The 16,383-nt window shown below is 70.4% G+C and carries 13 protein-coding genes; 9 read left to right on the forward strand and 4 right to left on the reverse strand.

The genetic code is table 11. The features are described from left to right. Nucleotides 1–278 precede the first annotated feature (278 nt). The 8 genes from Aco03nite_RS13075 to Aco03nite_RS13110 are packed head-to-tail and all read left to right on the forward strand — an operon-like array spanning nt 279 to nt 11,039. Complete coding sequence (locus Aco03nite_RS13075) at nt 279–1,331, forward strand: Gfo/Idh/MocA family protein (RefSeq protein WP_239145110.1); 1,053 nt, start codon at nt 279–281, stop codon at nt 1,329–1,331. Then, complete coding sequence (locus tag Aco03nite_RS13080; protein WP_203795324.1) at nt 1,328–2,284, forward strand: NAD-dependent epimerase/dehydratase family protein; 957 nt, start codon at nt 1,328–1,330, stop codon at nt 2,282–2,284. The genes Aco03nite_RS13075 and Aco03nite_RS13080 overlap by 4 nt, the downstream gene beginning before the upstream one ends. Continuing rightward, complete coding sequence (locus Aco03nite_RS13085) at nt 2,266–3,399, forward strand: DegT/DnrJ/EryC1/StrS family aminotransferase (protein ID WP_239145111.1); 1,134 nt, start codon at nt 2,266–2,268, stop codon at nt 3,397–3,399. Before Aco03nite_RS13080 ends, Aco03nite_RS13085 begins: the two co-directional genes overlap by 19 nt. Then, nucleotides 3,396–4,037 carry an acetyltransferase gene (locus Aco03nite_RS13090; RefSeq protein WP_203795325.1) on the forward strand — a complete coding sequence of 214 codons (642 nt, stop codon included), beginning with the start codon at nt 3,396–3,398 and terminating at the stop codon, nt 4,035–4,037. Before Aco03nite_RS13085 ends, Aco03nite_RS13090 begins: the two co-directional genes overlap by 4 nt. Then, on the forward strand, nt 4,034–5,119 hold the full coding sequence (locus Aco03nite_RS13095; protein ID WP_203795326.1) for a DegT/DnrJ/EryC1/StrS family aminotransferase: 1,086 nt from the start codon (nt 4,034–4,036) through the stop codon (nt 5,117–5,119). Before Aco03nite_RS13090 ends, Aco03nite_RS13095 begins: the two co-directional genes overlap by 4 nt. After that, on the forward strand, nt 5,110–6,342 hold the full coding sequence (locus Aco03nite_RS13100) for an MFS transporter (RefSeq protein WP_203795327.1): 1,233 nt from the start codon (nt 5,110–5,112) through the stop codon (nt 6,340–6,342). The genes Aco03nite_RS13095 and Aco03nite_RS13100 overlap by 10 nt, the downstream gene beginning before the upstream one ends. Beyond that, nucleotides 6,339–7,355 carry a TolB-like translocation protein gene (locus Aco03nite_RS13105; RefSeq protein WP_203795328.1) on the forward strand — a complete coding sequence of 339 codons (1,017 nt, stop codon included), beginning with the start codon at nt 6,339–6,341 and terminating at the stop codon, nt 7,353–7,355. Before Aco03nite_RS13100 ends, Aco03nite_RS13105 begins: the two co-directional genes overlap by 4 nt. 30 nt (nt 7,356–7,385) lie before the next feature. Further along, nucleotides 7,386–11,039 carry a DUF4082 domain-containing protein gene (locus tag Aco03nite_RS13110; protein WP_203795329.1) on the forward strand — a complete coding sequence of 1,218 codons (3,654 nt, stop codon included), beginning with the start codon at nt 7,386–7,388 and terminating at the stop codon, nt 11,037–11,039. Nucleotides 11,040–11,093: 54 nt separating this feature from the next. Here Aco03nite_RS13110 and Aco03nite_RS13115 read toward each other — a convergent pair whose 3' ends face one another. From Aco03nite_RS13115 to Aco03nite_RS13130, 4 genes are read right to left on the reverse strand one after another with little or no spacing between them, the layout of a single operon-like run. Further along, entirely contained in the window at nt 11,094–11,351 is a 258-nt protein-coding gene (locus tag Aco03nite_RS13115) for an acyl carrier protein (protein ID WP_203795330.1), read from the reverse strand. 20 nt (nt 11,352–11,371) lie between these two features. Further along, nucleotides 11,372–12,580 (reverse strand): pyridoxal-dependent decarboxylase, exosortase A system-associated, encoded by a 1,209-nt coding sequence (locus Aco03nite_RS13120; protein WP_239145112.1) that lies wholly within the window; start codon nt 12,578–12,580, stop codon nt 11,372–11,374. Beyond that, nucleotides 12,577–14,112 carry an acyl-CoA ligase (AMP-forming), exosortase A system-associated gene (locus tag Aco03nite_RS13125; RefSeq protein WP_203795331.1) on the reverse strand — a complete coding sequence of 512 codons (1,536 nt, stop codon included), beginning with the start codon at nt 14,110–14,112 and terminating at the stop codon, nt 12,577–12,579. Before Aco03nite_RS13125 ends, Aco03nite_RS13120 begins: the two co-directional genes overlap by 4 nt. Before the next feature lie 15 nt (nt 14,113–14,127). Then, the gene (locus tag Aco03nite_RS13130) at nt 14,128–14,997 is read right to left on the reverse strand and encodes a hypothetical protein (RefSeq protein ID WP_203795332.1); all 870 of its coding nucleotides are present in this window, start codon (nt 14,995–14,997) and stop codon (nt 14,128–14,130) included. Nucleotides 14,998–15,328: 331 nt separating this feature from the next. On the opposite strand from Aco03nite_RS13130, the gene Aco03nite_RS13135 reads away from it, so the two are divergent. Next, on the forward strand, nt 15,329–16,381 hold the full coding sequence (locus Aco03nite_RS13135) for a right-handed parallel beta-helix repeat-containing protein (protein WP_203795333.1): 1,053 nt from the start codon (nt 15,329–15,331) through the stop codon (nt 16,379–16,381). Nucleotides 16,382–16,383: the final 2 nt, after the last annotated feature.

The following is a 16,383-nucleotide window of genomic DNA, read 5'->3' on the forward strand; positions in this document are numbered from 1 at the left end:
CACGAAGTGAGGGCCGGAGAAAGGCCACAGGGTAATAGGCGGAGACGGCAATCGATGTCGGCTACCTGACCCGCACCGTCCATTCTGGCCGTTGGTGTGCCCCGCGGCTGACCGTCAGGGGCGGCCCGGTTGACCGAAGGTATCGGCATACCCCCCGGCAGAGTCCGAAATCCTGTCATCGTCTGGCGTCCGCCCACAGAGGATCGATAACTTTCCCGACGGACCGCGTCCGATGTCCGATGTCCATGTCCGGGCGCACCCCTACGAAAAGGATCTCCGTGAATCCTCCGATCGGCGTGGCCGTCGTGGGGGCCGGTTACTGGGGCCCCAATCTGGTCCGCAACTTCCAGGGCAGTCAGGCCTTCCACCTGCGCTGGCTCTGCGATCTCGACGTCGAGCGGGCCCAGCGGGTGCTCGGCGGTTACTCCACCGTCCAGGTCTCGGCCGACCTCGACGAGGTGCTCGCCGACCCGTCCGTGGACGCGGTCGCGATCGCCACCCCGGCCGGCACCCATCTACCGGTGGCGATGGCCGCGCTGGCGGCCGGCAAGCACGTGCTGGTCGAGAAGCCACTCGCGGCCACCTACGAGGAGGGCCTGCGGCTGGTCGAGGAGGCGGACCGGCGCGGGCTCACCCTGATGTGCGACCACACCTACTGCTACACCCCGGCGGTGCTCCGGGTCCGCGATCTGCTCGCCGCCGGCGAGCTGGGCGAGCTGCACTTCCTGGATTCGGTACGCATCAACCTGGGTCTCGTCCAGCGCGACATCGACGTGATCTGGGACCTGGCGCCGCACGACCTGTCGATCCTCGACTTCGTGCTGCCGGCGGAGGTCCGGCCGATCGCGGTGGCCGCACACGGCGCCGACGGGATCGGGGCCGGCCGGGCCTGCGTCGCCTACCTGACGCTGCAGCTGTCGAACGGGGCGATCGCGCACATCCACGTGAACTGGCTGTCCCCGGTGAAGGTGCGCACGGCGATCTTCGGCGGTTCGAAACGCACCCTGGTCTGGGACGACCTGAACCCGAGCCAGCGGCTGTCGCTCTACGACCGCGGGGTCGACGTGTCGTCGCCGGACGAGCTGGGTGACGAGCAGCGCCGGGACATCCTGGTGTCGTACCGCTCCGGCGACATGGTCGCGCCCGCCCTGACCGAGCGGGAGGCGCTGCGCACCATGGTCGACGAGTACGCGCGGGCCATCACCACGAAGACTCCCGCCCTGACCGACGGCCGGTCCGGGCTGCGGGTGCTGGAGATCCTCCAGGCGGCGTCGCGCAGCCTGGCCGAGGGCGGAATCATGATCAAGCTGGACGAAGGGCACATGGCGTGACTGGGGTAGAGATCGAGGGCGCGCGTGTTCTCGTCACCGGCGGCGCGGGCACGATCGGCTCGCACGTCGTCGACGAACTGGTGCGCGGGGGCGCGTCGGAGATCGTCGTGCTGGACAACTTCGTCCGGGGGCGGCGGGAGAACCTTTCCACCCATGCGTCGGTACGCCTGGTCGAAGGCGACATCCGGGACGTCCCGCTCGTCAAACAGCTGACCGCGGGGAAGGATCTCGTCTTCCACCTGGCGGCGATCCGGATCACCCAGTGCGCCGAGGAGCCCCGGCTGGCCAACGAGGTGCTGGTCGACGGCACGTTCAACGTGATCGAGGCGGCGGCCGAGGCGGGTGTGCGCAAACTGATCGCGTCGTCGTCGGCTTCCGTTTACGGGCTGGCCGAGCACTTCCCGACGGACGAGCGGCACCACCCGTACAACAACGACACGTTCTACGGCGCGGCCAAGGCGTTCAACGAGGCGACGCTGCGCAGTTTCAAGGCGATGAAGGACCTCGACTACGTCGCGCTGCGTTACTTCAACGTGTACGGGCCCCGGATGGACATCCACGGCCTCTACACCGAGGTGCTGATCCGCTGGATGGAGCGGATCGAGGCCGGCGAGCCGCCGCTGATCCTCGGCGACGGCCTGGCGACGATGGACTTCGTGCACGTGGCCGACATCGCCCGGGCCAACATCCTGGCCGCCCGCGCCGACGTCACCGACGACGTGTTCAACATCGCCAGCCACACCGAGACCAGCCTGGTCGACCTGGCCGCCGCCCTCAGCGCGGTGATGAAGTCGGACCTGGCGCCGGTGCACGGCCCGGCCCGCGCGGTCAACGGCGTCACCCGGCGGCTGGCCGACATCTCGCGCGCCGAGCAGAAGCTCGGCTGGAAACCGGAACTCACCCTGGAACAGGGTCTGGAAGGCCTCGTCGACTGGTGGCGGGCGTCGCAGTGATCCCGGTGATGATCCCCGACCTCGGGGAAGAGGAAGCGCAGGCGGCGGCGGAGGCGATCCGGTCCGGCTGGGTCGCGCAGGGTCCGCGGGTGGCCCGGTTCGAGACCGAGTTCGCGGCCGCGGTCGGCGCCGGGCACGGTGTCGCGGTCAGCTCCTGCACCACCGGGCTGCACCTGGCGCTGGTGCTGCTCGGCATCGGTCCCGGTGACGAGGTGATCGTGCCGTCGCTGTCGTTCATCGCCACCGCCAACGCGGTCCGCTACGTCGGCGCCACCCCGGTCTTCGCCGACGTGGAACTGGCCACCGGGAACCTGAGCGTGGAGACGATCGACGCGGTGCGGACGTTGCGCACCCGGGCGATCATCGCGGTGCACCAGGGCGGGGTGCCGTTCGACACGGTGGCGCTGCGCAAGGCCGCGGACGACTGGAGTGTGGCCCTGGTCGAGGACGCCGCGTGTGCCGCCGGGTCGACCGCCTACGGGCTGCCGGTGGGCGCCGGGGCGGGGGTGGCGGCCTGGTCGTTCCATCCGCGGAAGCTGATCACCACGGGTGAGGGCGGGATGGTGACCGTCTCGTCGGCTGACGACGCCGCCCGGCTGAAGCGGCTGCGGGAGCACGGGATGAACGTGTCCGCTGCTGATCGGCACCAATCGACCCAGCCGGTGCTGGAGGCCTATCTGGAGACGGCTTTCAACTACCGGATGACCGACATCCAGGCGGCGGTGGGGTTGGTTCAGTTGGGCAAATTGTCCAACTTGGTAAAGCAGCGGCGCGCGCTCGCCGCACGCTACCAGCGCGAAATGTCGGATATAAACGGACTTACCCCCGTGACCGATCCCGCCTACGGGCAGACCAACTACCAGTCCTTCTGGGTGCTGCTGAACGGCCTGGACCGCGACGAGGTCCTCGCTGAGCTCGCGCAACGTGGGGTATCGGCACGTCGCGGAATCATGGCCGCGCACCTGGAACCGGCATACAGAGACGTCACCCCCGGCCCGCTGCCGGTGACCGAGCGGATCACCCGGGACTCGATCATCCTGCCCCTGCACCACAGGCTGACCGAAACCGACCAGGACCACATCATCGGCGTGCTGCGCGAGCTGGCCACCCGGTGAAAGACCTGGTCATCGTCGGAGCCGGTGGATTCGCCCGGGAGACCGCCGCCGCCGCGGCCGCGTCCTGGCGGGTCCTCGGCTTCGTCGACGACGACCCGGCGCTGATCGGGACCCAGCGTTCGGGTACGCCGATCCTCGGGCCGGTCGACGGTGTTCGCGAGATGGACGCCGCGGTGGTGGTGTGCGTGGGCAATCCGCGCGATTACCACGCGCGGCGCCGGATCGTCGAGCGCCTCGGCCTGCCCGTGGAGAGGTACGCCACCGTCGTGCACCCGTCGGTGTCGGTCGGCGCGGGCAGCAGTGTCGGCGCCGGTTCGGTGCTGCTGGCCGGCACGGTGCTGACCGCCGACGTGACGGTGGGCGGGCACGTGGCGGTCATGCCGCACGTGGTGCTCACCCACGACGACCTGGTCAGCCCGTACGCCACCATCGCCTCCGGGGTTCGCCTGGGCGGTGCGGCGGTGCTGTCCGAGGGCGCCTATATCGGGGCCGGCGCGCTGGTCCGCGAGGGCGTGACGGTGGGCGCCTGGTCGCTGGTGGGGATGGGTTCGGTGGTGCTGCGCGACGTACCCGCGAATCAGGTCTGGGCCGGCAGTCCCGCCCGCTATCTACGTGAGACAGAGGAGCCGAAGTCATGAGCCGCATCCCCCTCGTCGATCTGGCCGCCGCGCACGCGGAGGTGGCCGAGGAGGTCGAGGCCGGGTTCAAGCGTGTCATCGCCGACACGGCGTTCATCGGTGGTGCCGAGGTGGCCGCGTTCGAGCGGGAGTACGCGGCCTTCGCCGGCCTGCCGCACTGTGTCGGCGTGGCGAACGGCACCGACGCCCTGGAGCTGGCGTTCAAGGCGGTCGGGGTGGGCCCGGGGTCGGAGGTGATCCTGCCGGCGAACACGTTCATCGCCACCGCCGAGGCGGTCGCCCGGACCGGCGCGGACGTGGTGCTGGTGGACTGCGACCCGGACACCTACCTGATCGACACGGACGCCGCGCTGGCCGCGGTCACCCCGCGGACCAGGGCGATCGCGCCGGTCCACCTCTACGGCCAGCTGGCCCCGGTGGAGCTGCTGCGGGCCGGCACCGACGTGACGATCGTCGAGGACGCCGCGCAGTCGCAGGGCGCCACCCGGCACGGCCTCGGTTCCGCGGTGGACGGGATCGCGGCGACCAGCTTCTACCCGGGCAAGAACCTGGGCGCGTACGGCGACGCCGGCGCGGTCACCACGTCGTCCGACGAGTGGGCGACCGCGGTCCGGACCTTGGGCAGCCACGGTGGCCTGCGCAAATACCACCACGACGTGGTCGGGGTGAACAGCCGCCTGGACGGTCTGCAGGCGGTCGTGCTGCGGGCCAAGCTGGCCCGGCTGGCGGCCTGGAACGAGCGCCGCCGGGCGGCCGCGGCCCGCTACGACGAACTGCTGAAGGACTTCGACCGGGTGGTACGCCCGGTGGTGCTGGACGGCAACGTGCCGGTCTGGCACATCTACTGCGTCCGGGTGCCGAACCGCGACGACGTGCTGGCGAAGCTGAACGCCGCCGGGGTGGGCGCGGCCGTCCACTACCCGATCCCGGTGCACCGGACCGGCGCGTTCGCGTCGCTGGGCGGCAGCTTCCCGAACGCCGAACGGGTGGCCGGCGAGATCCTGTCCCTGCCGATCTACCCGCAGATCACCCCCGGGCAGCAGGCCCGGGTGGCCGAGGTGCTGAGGACAGCGTGTATGTGACCGTCCGGGACCGGCCGGCCGCGGGGGGATCCGCGGGCGGCCGGGTCGCCACGACCGTGGTGCTGCTCGGTGTGGTCAGCCTGCTGACCGACGTGTCGTCGGAGATGGTGGCCTCGGTGCTGCCGCTCTACCTGACCATGGCGGTCGGTCTCAGTCCGGTCGCGTACGGCTTCCTGGACGGCATGTACCAGGGGGTCAGCGCGTTCCTGCGGATCGCCGGCGGTTATGCCGGGGACCGGGGCGGGCAGCCCAAGTGGGTGGCGGTGCTGGGCTACGGCGCGTCCGCGCTGAGCCGGATCGCGATGCTGTTCGCCACCGGGTTCGCCGCCATCACCGCGGTGGTGACCGCCGACCGGCTCGGCAAAGGGCTGCGCACCGCGCCCCGGGACGCGCTGATCGCCGAGGCGTCCGACCCGAAGACGCTGGGCCGGGCCTTCGGCGTGCACCGCACCCTGGACACCATCGGCGCCGGGATCGGCCCGCTTGTCGCGTTCGCGCTGCTGGCCCTGGTGCCGGGCAGCTACGACTCGATCTGGGTGGTGTCGTTCGCGTTCGCCACCGTCGGTTTCGCGGTGCTGGTGCTGTTCGTGCCGAACCTGCGGACCGCCGCCGGTACCGCGCGGATCGGGCTGCGCCGGGCCTTCCGGGCGGTCGGCGGGCGCCCGCTGCGGCGGCCCCTGATCGCGGCCGGGCTGCTCGGGCTGCTGACCGTCGGCGACGGTTTCCTCTACCTGTCGTTGCAGGAGCGCGACGACTTCGCCGCCGTCTGGTTCCCGCTGCTCTACGTCGGGACGAACATCGCGTACCTGGCCCTGGCCGTGCCGCTGGGCCGGCTCGCCGACCGGGTGGGCCGGGCCCGGGTGCTGGTCGCCGGGCACGGCGCGCTGATCGCGTGTTACCTGCTCGCCGCGCTGCCGTCCGGTGGGATCGGGCTGACCCTGACCGTGCTGATGCTGCTCGGAGTCTTCTACGCGGCCACCGACGGAGTGCTGCCCGCGCTGGTCAGCCGGCTGGTCCCGGCCGAGGCGCGGGGCAGCGGGATCGCGGCGGCGCAGACCGTGGTGGCGCTGAGCCGGTTCGCCTCGTCGGTCACCTTCGGCCTGCTGTGGAGCCTGCACGGGCCGGCCTGGTCGCTGCTGCTGTTCGCCGGGCTGCTGGTGGTGACGGTGCCGGGTGTCGCCTGGCTGCTGCGCCGCGCCGACCGGGCGGAGGCGGTGGCGTGACCGCCCGCAACCGGATCGCCGGGCTGCTCGCGGTGCTGCTCGCGGCGGTGATCGGCGCGGCCGGTTACGTCTGGAAGGTGCACCGGGACCAGGCCACCACGCTGGCCGCGGCGTCGGCCGTCGCGCAGGGCGGTGACCTGGCGTCGCTACGGGCCCGGCCGCATCTGGTGTTCCGCAGCACCGCGCTGGGCGAGGGGTACGGGCGGGTGGCCGTGGTGCCGTTGAGCGATCCGGGCGGGCCGCGGGCGATCACCCCGGTGAGCTGCGAGCGGGTCCACGCGACCGGCGCCGGAGCGGTCTGCCTGGCCGCCGAGCGGGGCATCGTGACCACCTACCGGGGACGGCTGCTGGACACCTCGTGGCAGCCGGTGCGGGATCTGCCGCTGACCGGGCTGCCGTCCCGGGCGCGGATGTCCCGGGACGGTTCGCTGGTGGCGACCACGACGTTCGTGTTCGGGGACTCATATGCCAATCCTGGGCAGTTCTCCACGCGCACCGTGGTCACCCGTACCGACGGTGTGGTGGTCGGTGACATCGAGAAGTTCACGCTGACGGTGAACGGCAGGGTGGTCACCGCCGCGGACAAGAACCTGTGGGGCGTGACGTTCCTCGACGACGACACGTTCTACGCGACCGCCGCCTCGGGCGGGCGGACCTGGCTGGTGAAGGGCAGTCTCACCGCGCGGACCGCGACGTCGGTCCGTGGTGACGTGGAGTGCCCGTCGCTGTCGCCGGACCGGACCCGGGTGGCGTTCAAGAAACACGGTGACCTCCCGGCGGGCAAGTGGCGGCTGGCCGTCCTGGACCTGACGACCGGGGTGGAGACCGAGCTGGCCGAGACACGCAGCGTGGACGACCAGGCCGAGTGGCTGGACGACGACACCGTCGTCTACGGGCTGTCCCGCCAGGACTCCGGCTCCGCGTCGAGTGACGTGTGGCAGGTCCCGGCGGACGGCACCGGTGAGCCCGAGGTGCTGGTCGGCGACGCGTGGTCGCCGGCGGTGGTCTTGTGATCCACGTTCGAGAGGTAGGTGTCCGAACACATGTTGTGGAAATCCTTGTTCGCGGGCTCGGCCGCCGCGATCCTCGTCACCGCCTCCCTGGTCGGCGGCTCGACGCCGGCCGAAGCGGCCTGTACCAGCAATCCGATCGTCTGTGAGAACGCCAAGACCGGCAACCCCTCCACCGAGTGGGACATCGACGGCGCCGGTGACTACACCATTCAGGGTTTCGCGACCGATATCAGTGTGAACGTGGGCCAGCGGATCGACTTCAAGATCGATACCGTGGCCACCGCGTACACCATCAAGATCTACCGGCTCGGTTACTACGACGGCGCCGGCGCCCGTTTCATCACCGACGTCCCGCTCTCGGTGCCGCTGCCGCAGAGCCAGCCGGAGAACTGCGTCGCCGACGAGGACCTCCAGCTGCTCGACTGCGGCGGATGGCACGTGTCGGCGGGCTGGACCGTCCCGGCCGACCAGGTGTCCGGGGTCTACGTGGCCCGGCTCAAACGCACCGACATCACCACCTCCGAGGCCAGCCACATCACCTTCGTGGTACGAAACGACAGCAGCACCTCGGACCTGTACTTCAAGACGTCCGACGCGACCTGGCAGGCGTACAACCTGTTCGGAGGCGCCGACTTCTACGACGCCCCGGTCAACGGCCGGGCCCTGAAGATCAGCTACAACCGCCCGTTCGCGACCCGGGGCTCGGCCGACGGCCGGGACTTCCTGTTCAGCAACGAGTACCCGATGCTGCGCTTCCTGGAGCGCAACGGCTACGACATGAGCTACACCACCGACATCGACACCGACCGGCACGGCGAGCTGATCAAGCGGCACGGGACGCTGCTGTCGGTGGGCCACGACGAGTACTGGTCCGGGGCCCAGCGCGCCAACGTCGAGGCGGCCCGGGACGCCGGGGTGAATCTGGCGTTCTTCAGCGGCAACGAGGTCTACTGGCGGACCCGCTGGGAGAACAGCAAGGACGGCGCGGAGACCCCGTACCGGACGCTGGTCTGCTACAAGGAGACCTGGGGCAAGGACAAGATCGACGAGACCTCCGAGGAGTGGACCGGCACCTGGCGTGACCCGCGGTTCGCCACCCGGGAGCAGGGCGCCGGGCTACCGGAGAACGCGCTGACCGGCACCGCCTACATGGCCAACTACACCGACCTGGCCCTGCAGGTCCCGGCCGCGCAGGGCAAGCTGCGGCTGTGGCGGTACACCGGGCTGGACTCGCTCGCGGCCGGCACCACGGCCACGCTGGCGGCGCACACCGTCGGTTACGAGTCCGACGAGGACCTGGACAACGGTTTCCGGCCGCCGGGCCTGGTCCGGCTCTCCACCACCACCGGGCCGACCCCGGAGTACCTGCTCGACTTCGGCAACACCACGGCCACCGGCACCACCACCCACCACCTCACCATGTACAAGGCGGCCAGTGGCGCCCTGGTCTTCGGCGCGGGCACCGTGCAGTGGGCCTGGGGCCTGGACGAGAAGCACGACGGCGTGGTGGAACCGGCCGACCCGAGGATCCAGCAGGCGACCCTGAACATCCTGGCCGACATGGGCGCCCAGCCGGCCACCCTGATGGGCACCCTGCACGCCACCACCGAGTCCGCCGACACGCTGCCCCCGACCGCGACCGTCACCAGCCCGGCGAACAACACCCGGGTGGCCAACGGCGCCCAGGTGACGCTGCAGGGCACCGCCACCGACGCGGGCGGCGGCCGGGTCGCCGGGGTCGAGGTCTCCACCGACTCGGGCGCCTCCTGGCACCCGGCCGACGGGACCACCTCCTGGTCGTACAGCTTCTACACCGCCGGGGCCGGGCTGCAGGCGGTCCGGGTCCGGGCGATCGACGACAGCGCCAACATCCAGGAACCGTCGACGGTGGTCAACCTCAAGCTGAGCGGGCCGACCACGATCTTCGGTAACCGGGTGCCGGGCAATCCGGCGGTCGACGACACCGCGGCGATCGAGCCGGGCATCCGGTTCACCGCGGCCGACGACGGTTACGTCACCGGTGTCCGCTTCTACAAGGGCACCGGCAACACCGGCACGCACACCGGCAGCCTCTGGTCGGCGGACGGCACCCGGCTGGCCACCGGCACGTTCTCGAACGAGACCAGCGCGGGCTGGCAGAAGCTGACCTTCGCCAACCCGGAGCCGGTCACCAGGAACACCGTGTACGTCGCGTCCTACACCGCCCCGAACGGGCACTACGCGGCCGACGGCCACGCGTTCAGCCTGACCGGGGTGGAGTCGGCGCCGCTGTCGGTCGCCAAGGGCACCCTGGATCAGGGCAACGGCGTGTTCGCGTACAACGAGGGTTTCCCGATCCACTCCTACAACAACACCAACTACTACGTGGACGCCCTGTTCATCTCCGGTGACCAGGGCGCGCCCGCCCCGGTCGCGGTGTCGCCGGTGAACAACGCCACCGTCGTCCCGCTCACCGCGGATCCGTCGGTCAAGTTCTCCCGGCCGCTGGACCAGGGGTCGATCGAGTTCGGGCTGAAGACGGCCGCCGGGGTTCCGGTGCCCGGTTCGGTCTCCTACGACGCGCTCGCCCGGCGGGTCACCTTCTCGCCGAGTGTGCCGCTGGAGGTCTCCACCAGGTACACGGCCACCGTGCTGGCCAGCGACACCGGTGGGACGCCCAGCGACGAGCCGACGGTGTGGTCGTTCACCACCGACGCGTACGCGCACATCGACACGCTGTTCGCCGACGACGCCGTCCCGGTGGTGGCGGCGGACACCGACACCAGCGCCATCGAGCTGGGTGTCAAGTTCATCCCGACGAAGAACGGCAAGGTCGTCGGGGTGCGGTTCTACCAGGGGCCGGGCAACTCCGGGACGCACACCGGGACGCTCTGGTCGCCGACCGGCGGCATCATGGCCCGGGCCACGTTCTCCGGCGAGACCGGTGCGGGCTGGCAGAACGTCCGGTTCGACTCGCCGGTCACGGTGACCGCGGGGACGACGTACACGGTGTCGTACTACGCGCCGAAGGGACGCTACTCGGCGACACCCGGGTTCTTCGGCTCGCTGTGGACCCGGGGGCCGCTGACCACACCGGCGACGACCGCCAACGGCGTCTACCGGTACGGGTCGAACGCGTACCCGACCACCTCGTACGGCTCGACCAACTACTGGGTGGACCCGTTGTTCGTCCCGGACCCCGGCACGGATCCCGATCCGGAGCCGGAACCGGACGGCGGTGTCGGGATCTTCGCGGCGAACGCCACCCCGGACCACGAGAACTGGGACGACAGCGACTCGATCGAGGTGGGCGTGACGTTCACCGCGGACGTCGCCGGGAAGGCCACCGGAATGCGGTTCTACAAGGGCCCGCTGAACACCGGCATCCACACCGGCACGCTCTGGAACAGCGCCGGTGAGGCGGTGGCCAGCGCGCCGTTCACCAGTGAGACGGCGTCCGGCTGGCAGAGCGTGGCGTTCAGCCCGGCGGTGACGCTCACGCCGGGTGAGACGTACACGGTGTCGTACTGGTCGTCGGCCGGGCGGTACGCGGTGTCGCTGAACCAGTTCGCGGTCCAGGGTGTCGACTCGCCGCCGTTGCACGTGCCGCAGACCGGCGGTGTGTTCCGGATCGGCGAGGGCTTCCCGCAGACACCCACGAACCACAACTTCTGGGTGGACGTGAAGTTCAAGCCGAACGACTGACAGCGAAGCGGGCCCGCACCTCCTTTTTTGAGGGGGTGCGGGCCCGCCGCAGTCTCAGAGCTTGGCGTCGATCAGTTCGGAGAGCGAGCCGAGCGTGTCGAAGACCTCGGCGGTCACCTCGTCGTCGTCGATGACCACGCCGAACCTCTCCTCCAGGGCGGCCACCAGCTCCAGCACCGCCATCGAGTCCAGCTCGGGCAGGTTGCCGAGCAGCTCGGTGCCGGCGTCGATCGTGGCGGCACGGTCCTCGATGCCGAGGACGGACACCAGCACCGCCTTGACGTCGTCGATCGTGGTACCGGTCAGGGCCATCTGTCTACCTCCGGGCGGGTTCACAACAGCACCTCGGCGGGCGCCGGGTGGCTCAGGAAAGCGGTCGGGCTGGCGGTCAGGCCGTACGCGCCGGCCTGGTAGAGCACCACCAGGTCACCGACGTCGGCGCCGGGCAGGGTGACCTCGTCACCGAGCAGGTCCAGCGGGGTGCACAGGCAGCCGACCACGGTGACCGGTTCGGCCGGCTCGGCATCGATCCGGTTGGCCACCGCGATCGGGTAGTTGCGCCGGATCACCTGGCCGAAGTTGCCGGACGCGGCCAGCTGGTGGTGCAGGCCCCCGTCGACGACCAGGTAGGTCCGGCCACGGGACTCCTTGCGGTCGATCACCCGGGTCACGTAGACACCCGCCTCGCCGACCAGGAAGCGACCGAGTTCGATCACCACCCGGGCCTCCGGCAGCCGCGGCCGGACCTCGTCGCGCAGCAGCCCGGCCAGGTTCTCGCCGATGGCCGTGAGGTTCAACGGCCGATCCTTGCTGGTGTACGGGATACCGAAGCCGCCGCCCAGGTTGAGGTACCGGACCGGCGCGTGGGCCTCGGACGCGAGCCGCAGCAGGAGTTCCACGGTGCGCTGCTGCGCCTCCTGGATGATCTCCGCCCGCAGGTTCTGCGAGCCCGCGAAGCAGTGGAACCCGAGCACGTCCAGATCGGTGCCGGCCAGCGTCTTGAGCAGCGCCGGAACCTTCTCCGCGTCCACCCCGAACTGCTGTGGCCCGCCGCCCATCCGCATGCCCGAGCCCTTGACCGAGAAGTCCGGGTTGACCCGCACCGCGACCCGGGGCCGGACCCCCAGCGCCGCGCCGGTACGGGCGATCCGGACGGCCTCGTTCTCCGACTCCAGCTCGATGGTGACGCCGGCCGCGACCGCCTGCCGCAGCTCGGTGTCGGTCTTGCCGGGCCCGGCGAAACTCACCCGGGCGGGCGGGGTCGGCGTGTCCAGGGCGGTCCGCATCTCCAGCGCCGACGCCACGTCCAGGGAATCCACCAGGCCGCTCATGTGCTGCACCACGGCCGGCATCGGGTTGGCCTTGATCGCGTAACTGAGCTGCAGATCCGCGGGCATGGCGGCGCGCAGCAGCCCCACCCGCGCGGTCAGCAGCGCCCGGTCGTAGGCGAAGAACGGTGTGCTCCCGACCCGCTCGGCCAGCCGCTCCACCGGCACCCCGCCCACCGCCAACTGACCATCGATGGTCTCGAACTCGGTCACGCGGAAACCTCCTGGCGGATCAGGTTGCGGTCGAACTTGCCGTTCGGGGAGCGGGGCAGCTCGGCGCGCACCCGCACGTCCTTCGGCAGCATGTAGAGCGGCAGTTCCCGCTTCAGCAGCGCGGTCAGCTCGGCGACGTCCAGCTCGGCACCGGCCGGGCTGACCACCAGCACCACCCGCTGGCCCAGCTTCTCGTCCGGCAGGCCCAGCGCGACCGCGTCCCGGACCAGTCCGGTGCTGTAGACGACCTCCTCGATCTCGGTCGGGCTGACCCGGTACCCGGACGTCTTGATCATGTCGTCGGAGCGGCCCACGAAGTAGAGGAAGCCGTCCTCGTCGCGCACCACCGAGTCACCGGACCAGACGGCCAGCTCCTGGTGCAGCGCGCCGTCGCCGGCCGGCAGCGGCTTGAACCGCTCGGCGGTGCGCTCGGGATCGTTCCAGTAGCCCAGCGCGACCAGGGCGCCCCGGTGCACCAGCTCGCCCTCCTCCCCCGGGTCGCAGACGCTGCCGTCCGGGCGGACCACCAGGATCTCCGCGTTCGGGATCGCCTTGCCGATCGAATCCGGCCGCCTGTCGACCTCCGCCGGATCCAGGTACGTGGACCGGAACGCCTCGGTCAACCCGTACATCAGGAAGGGTCTGGCCTGCGGGAAGATCGACCGGAGGCGGTCCAGCGTCGTCTTGGGCATGCGACCGCCGGTGTTGGCGAACAGGCGCAGGCGGCGCCCGGTCCCGTCCGGCCACTCCTGCCCGGCGATCTGGATCCACAGCGGCGGCACGCAGGTCAGCGCGGTCACGCCGTGCTTCGTGCAGAGCCGGACCACGTCCCGCGGCAGCAGATAGTTGATCAGCACCAGATGCGCGCCGACCGCGAACGCCGTGGTGATCTGGCTGAACCCGGCGTCGAAACTGAACGGCAGCGCGGCCAGCACCACGTCGTCGGCGCCCAGCTCCAGGTACGTGCTGACGCTCTCCGCCCCGCTGAGCAGGTTGCGGTGCGACAGGACCACACCCTTGGGCTTGCCGGTGCTGCCCGAGGTGTAGAGGATCGCCGCCACGTCGACGTCGATCCCCGTGATCGTGGGCAGCTCACCCTCGCGGCCCAGGTCGGCCCACGAGGTTCCGGCGTCCCCTCCCCCGACCAGGATCACGTGCTCCAGCGACGTCACCTGGTCCAGCTCGTCACCGAGGGCGGCCAGCCGCTCGGCGGTGGTGATCAGCACCCGGACGTCGCAGTCGGCCAGCACGTACGCCACCTGCCGGGCCCGCAGCACCGGGTTGACCGGCACGAACACCCCGCCGGCCGCCGAGGTCGCGAAGATCGCGGTGACCGTCTCGATCCGTTTGTCCAGATAGATCGCGACCCGGTCGCCGCGCTCCAGCCCGAGCCCGTGCAGCCCGGCGGCGGCCGACCGCACGTCGTCCCAGAGTGCGGCGTACGACCGGGTCTCGTCGCGGTAGGTGACCGCCGGGGCGTCGCCGTACCGGACGGCGGCACCGGCCAACAGGTCGTGCAATCGGATGCGCATCTGTTCAGGCTTCCTTCACCAGCTGAGACAGGTCAGTTCGCTGTAGAGGTAGTCGATGTCCGGCTCGGACAGACCGGCGCCGCGGAACATCTTCCGGCGCGGTGCGGCGAGCATCCGGGACAGTGCGGGGCGCGCGCCGACCACCCGGAGCTCGGCCAGCACGGCGAGGATCCCGTGCCGGACGAGCAGGTGGCTCTGGAACCGGCGGGACATCGCCCGGAACAGTTCCGGATCGCTGACGTACAGCACCGAGGCGAAGAACGGCAGGTTCCGTCGCCGGTCGGTCCGGAAGATCACGTAGCAGTACCGGCCGCCGCGGATCAGCACCACGTGCCGGGCGGCGGCGGTCTCCGCGTGGTCCCGGTAGATCTGCAGGTCGTCGCCGGTGAGGATGCGCTCCAGCACGGCCGGGTCGGCACTGATCCGGCCCCGGCCGGGTATCGCGGGCCACGGCAGGTTGGGGGCGACCGCGGTGGCGGTGTCCAGGAAGGAGAACCCGAGCCGGGTGTTCATCGCGACGACGTTGCCGCTGGGCGAGAGATCGGTGAAGTCGTGGCCGTCCTGCGCCAGCAGGGCCTTGAGCAGCTTGAGGCTGTGGAAGCGATGCGCCGGGAGCACACACCAGGCGCCGAGGTTGCAGAACCGGCGGACCTCGCCGTGGATCGTCCGCTCGGAGTAGAACGCCAGGTGGGCGCCGACCACCTCGCCGACACCGCTGCTGTCGTCGCGCAGCAGGAAGCCGTGGTTGGGCGCGGACACCTTCCACGGCACCTGCACCGCGCGCTCCCAGGCCTCGGCCGGGACGCGGCTGTTCAGATGGGTGTGCAGGAACCGGGCGACCGCGGGGACGTCGGTGGTGGTGATGGGCTCGACCCGGACAGCCATCAGGCGGTGCTCCCTGCGATCTGGCGTGGAACGTGCGGCCCGACGATATCGCCCGCACACCGGAGAAGGACCGTTGTGGCAGATATCGTCATAGGTTCCGACCGATATCCGGTCGAACAGTCCTTCTTGGACTTCAATCCGGTCCGAACAGCCGCTTGACACCATGTTACCGACGGTTCTCACATCAGCCAGAGGCGTCATCCTGTCGGGTTCCGGTCATTCGGGATCACCTCTTCGCCGTGGTATTCCGTATCATCTGTCGAGCCGGTCAGCTGAACGAGTCGAGGAGTCGCTCGAAATGAAGCACCGCCGAGCCGCCATTGTTCTTTCCGTGTTCGCTGTGGCAGTTCTGACCACGGCCGGATTCGGCTGGTATTCGTCGTCGTCCGGGCGTCCCCTCACCACCACCGGACACCTCCCACTGGCGCCGGCCGGCACACCGGGCTTCGAGCAGTCGATCCCGCCGTCCGCGCTGACGATCCCGGCGCCGTCCGTCCCGCCCTCGGTGTCGCCACCGCCGGCGTCCCGGAAGCCGCCGAAGAGCGCGACCCCCAAGGCCGCGCCGAAGGGTGACTGCGCACTGCCGGCCTACCCGACCGCCGGGTGCACCGGTGTCCCGGCCGGCTGGTCACCGCAGAAGACCGTGCAGGGCGACCTGACCGTCACCAAGGCCGGCACGGTCATCTCCGACCACCTGGTCACCGGGACCATCCTGGTCAAGGCCGCGGACGTGACGATCCGCCGGAGCCGGATCTACGGCGGTGTCGACAACTTCCTGGCCGACAGGATCTACGGGCACCTCACCATCGAGGACACCGAGGTGGTGAACAAGCCCGGCGAGTCGGTCTCCAGCAACGAGCAGTACGCGTTCGGCGTCGCCGACTACACCTGCCGCCGCTGCAAGGTGGTGAACCGGATCGAGGGCTGGCGGATCGGCGCGAACAGCTTCGCCGGCGCCGGGAAGGTGGTCATCGAGGACTCGTACGCGCAGCTGGCCGTCCCGGACGGGATGTGCGAGAGCGTCGATCCGCACGGCGACGGCATCCAGGGGTACGGAGCGCCCACCGCGGTGATCCGGCACAACACCATCGACCAGCGCCGGGACGACTGCCCGACGTCGCCGATCTTCATCCCGGACCAGGACAACGCCGGCGGCACGATCGAGGACAACGTGCTGGCCGGTGGCGGTTACGCGCTGCGCCTGACCGGCGGTTCGTTCCCCTCGGTGACCGGTAACAAGATCGTCAAAGGCAGTCCGGTCTACGGCCCGGTCGAGGTGGATTGCGCCAAGGTCGGTGAATGGGCGGACAACGCGGTCGTCACGTACGATTTCGACCGCGGAGTCGTCCTGAAAGAGACCAAGAAATTGCAGGATTGCGGCTGAAA

The sequence above is a fragment of the Actinoplanes couchii genome, assembly GCF_016862075.1.
GTDB classification, from domain to species: Bacteria; Actinomycetota; Actinomycetes; order Mycobacteriales; family Micromonosporaceae; genus Actinoplanes; species Actinoplanes couchii.

Excerpts from the sequence above, each read along its gene's own strand:
- Aco03nite_RS13095 (WP_203795326.1), top strand. The coding sequence starts at position 4,034 with ATGAGCCGCATCCCCCTCGTCGATCTGGCCGCCGCGCACGCGGAGGTG.
- Aco03nite_RS13130 (WP_203795332.1), bottom strand. The coding sequence starts at position 14,997 with ATGGCTGTCCGGGTCGAGCCCATCACCACCACCGACGTCCCCGCGGTC.
- Aco03nite_RS13110 (WP_203795329.1), top strand. The coding sequence starts at position 7,386 with ATGTTGTGGAAATCCTTGTTCGCGGGCTCGGCCGCCGCGATCCTCGTC.
- Aco03nite_RS13125 (WP_203795331.1), bottom strand. The coding sequence starts at position 14,112 with ATGCGCATCCGATTGCACGACCTGTTGGCCGGTGCCGCCGTCCGGTAC.
- Aco03nite_RS13115 (WP_203795330.1), bottom strand. The coding sequence starts at position 11,351 with ATGGCCCTGACCGGTACCACGATCGACGACGTCAAGGCGGTGCTGGTG.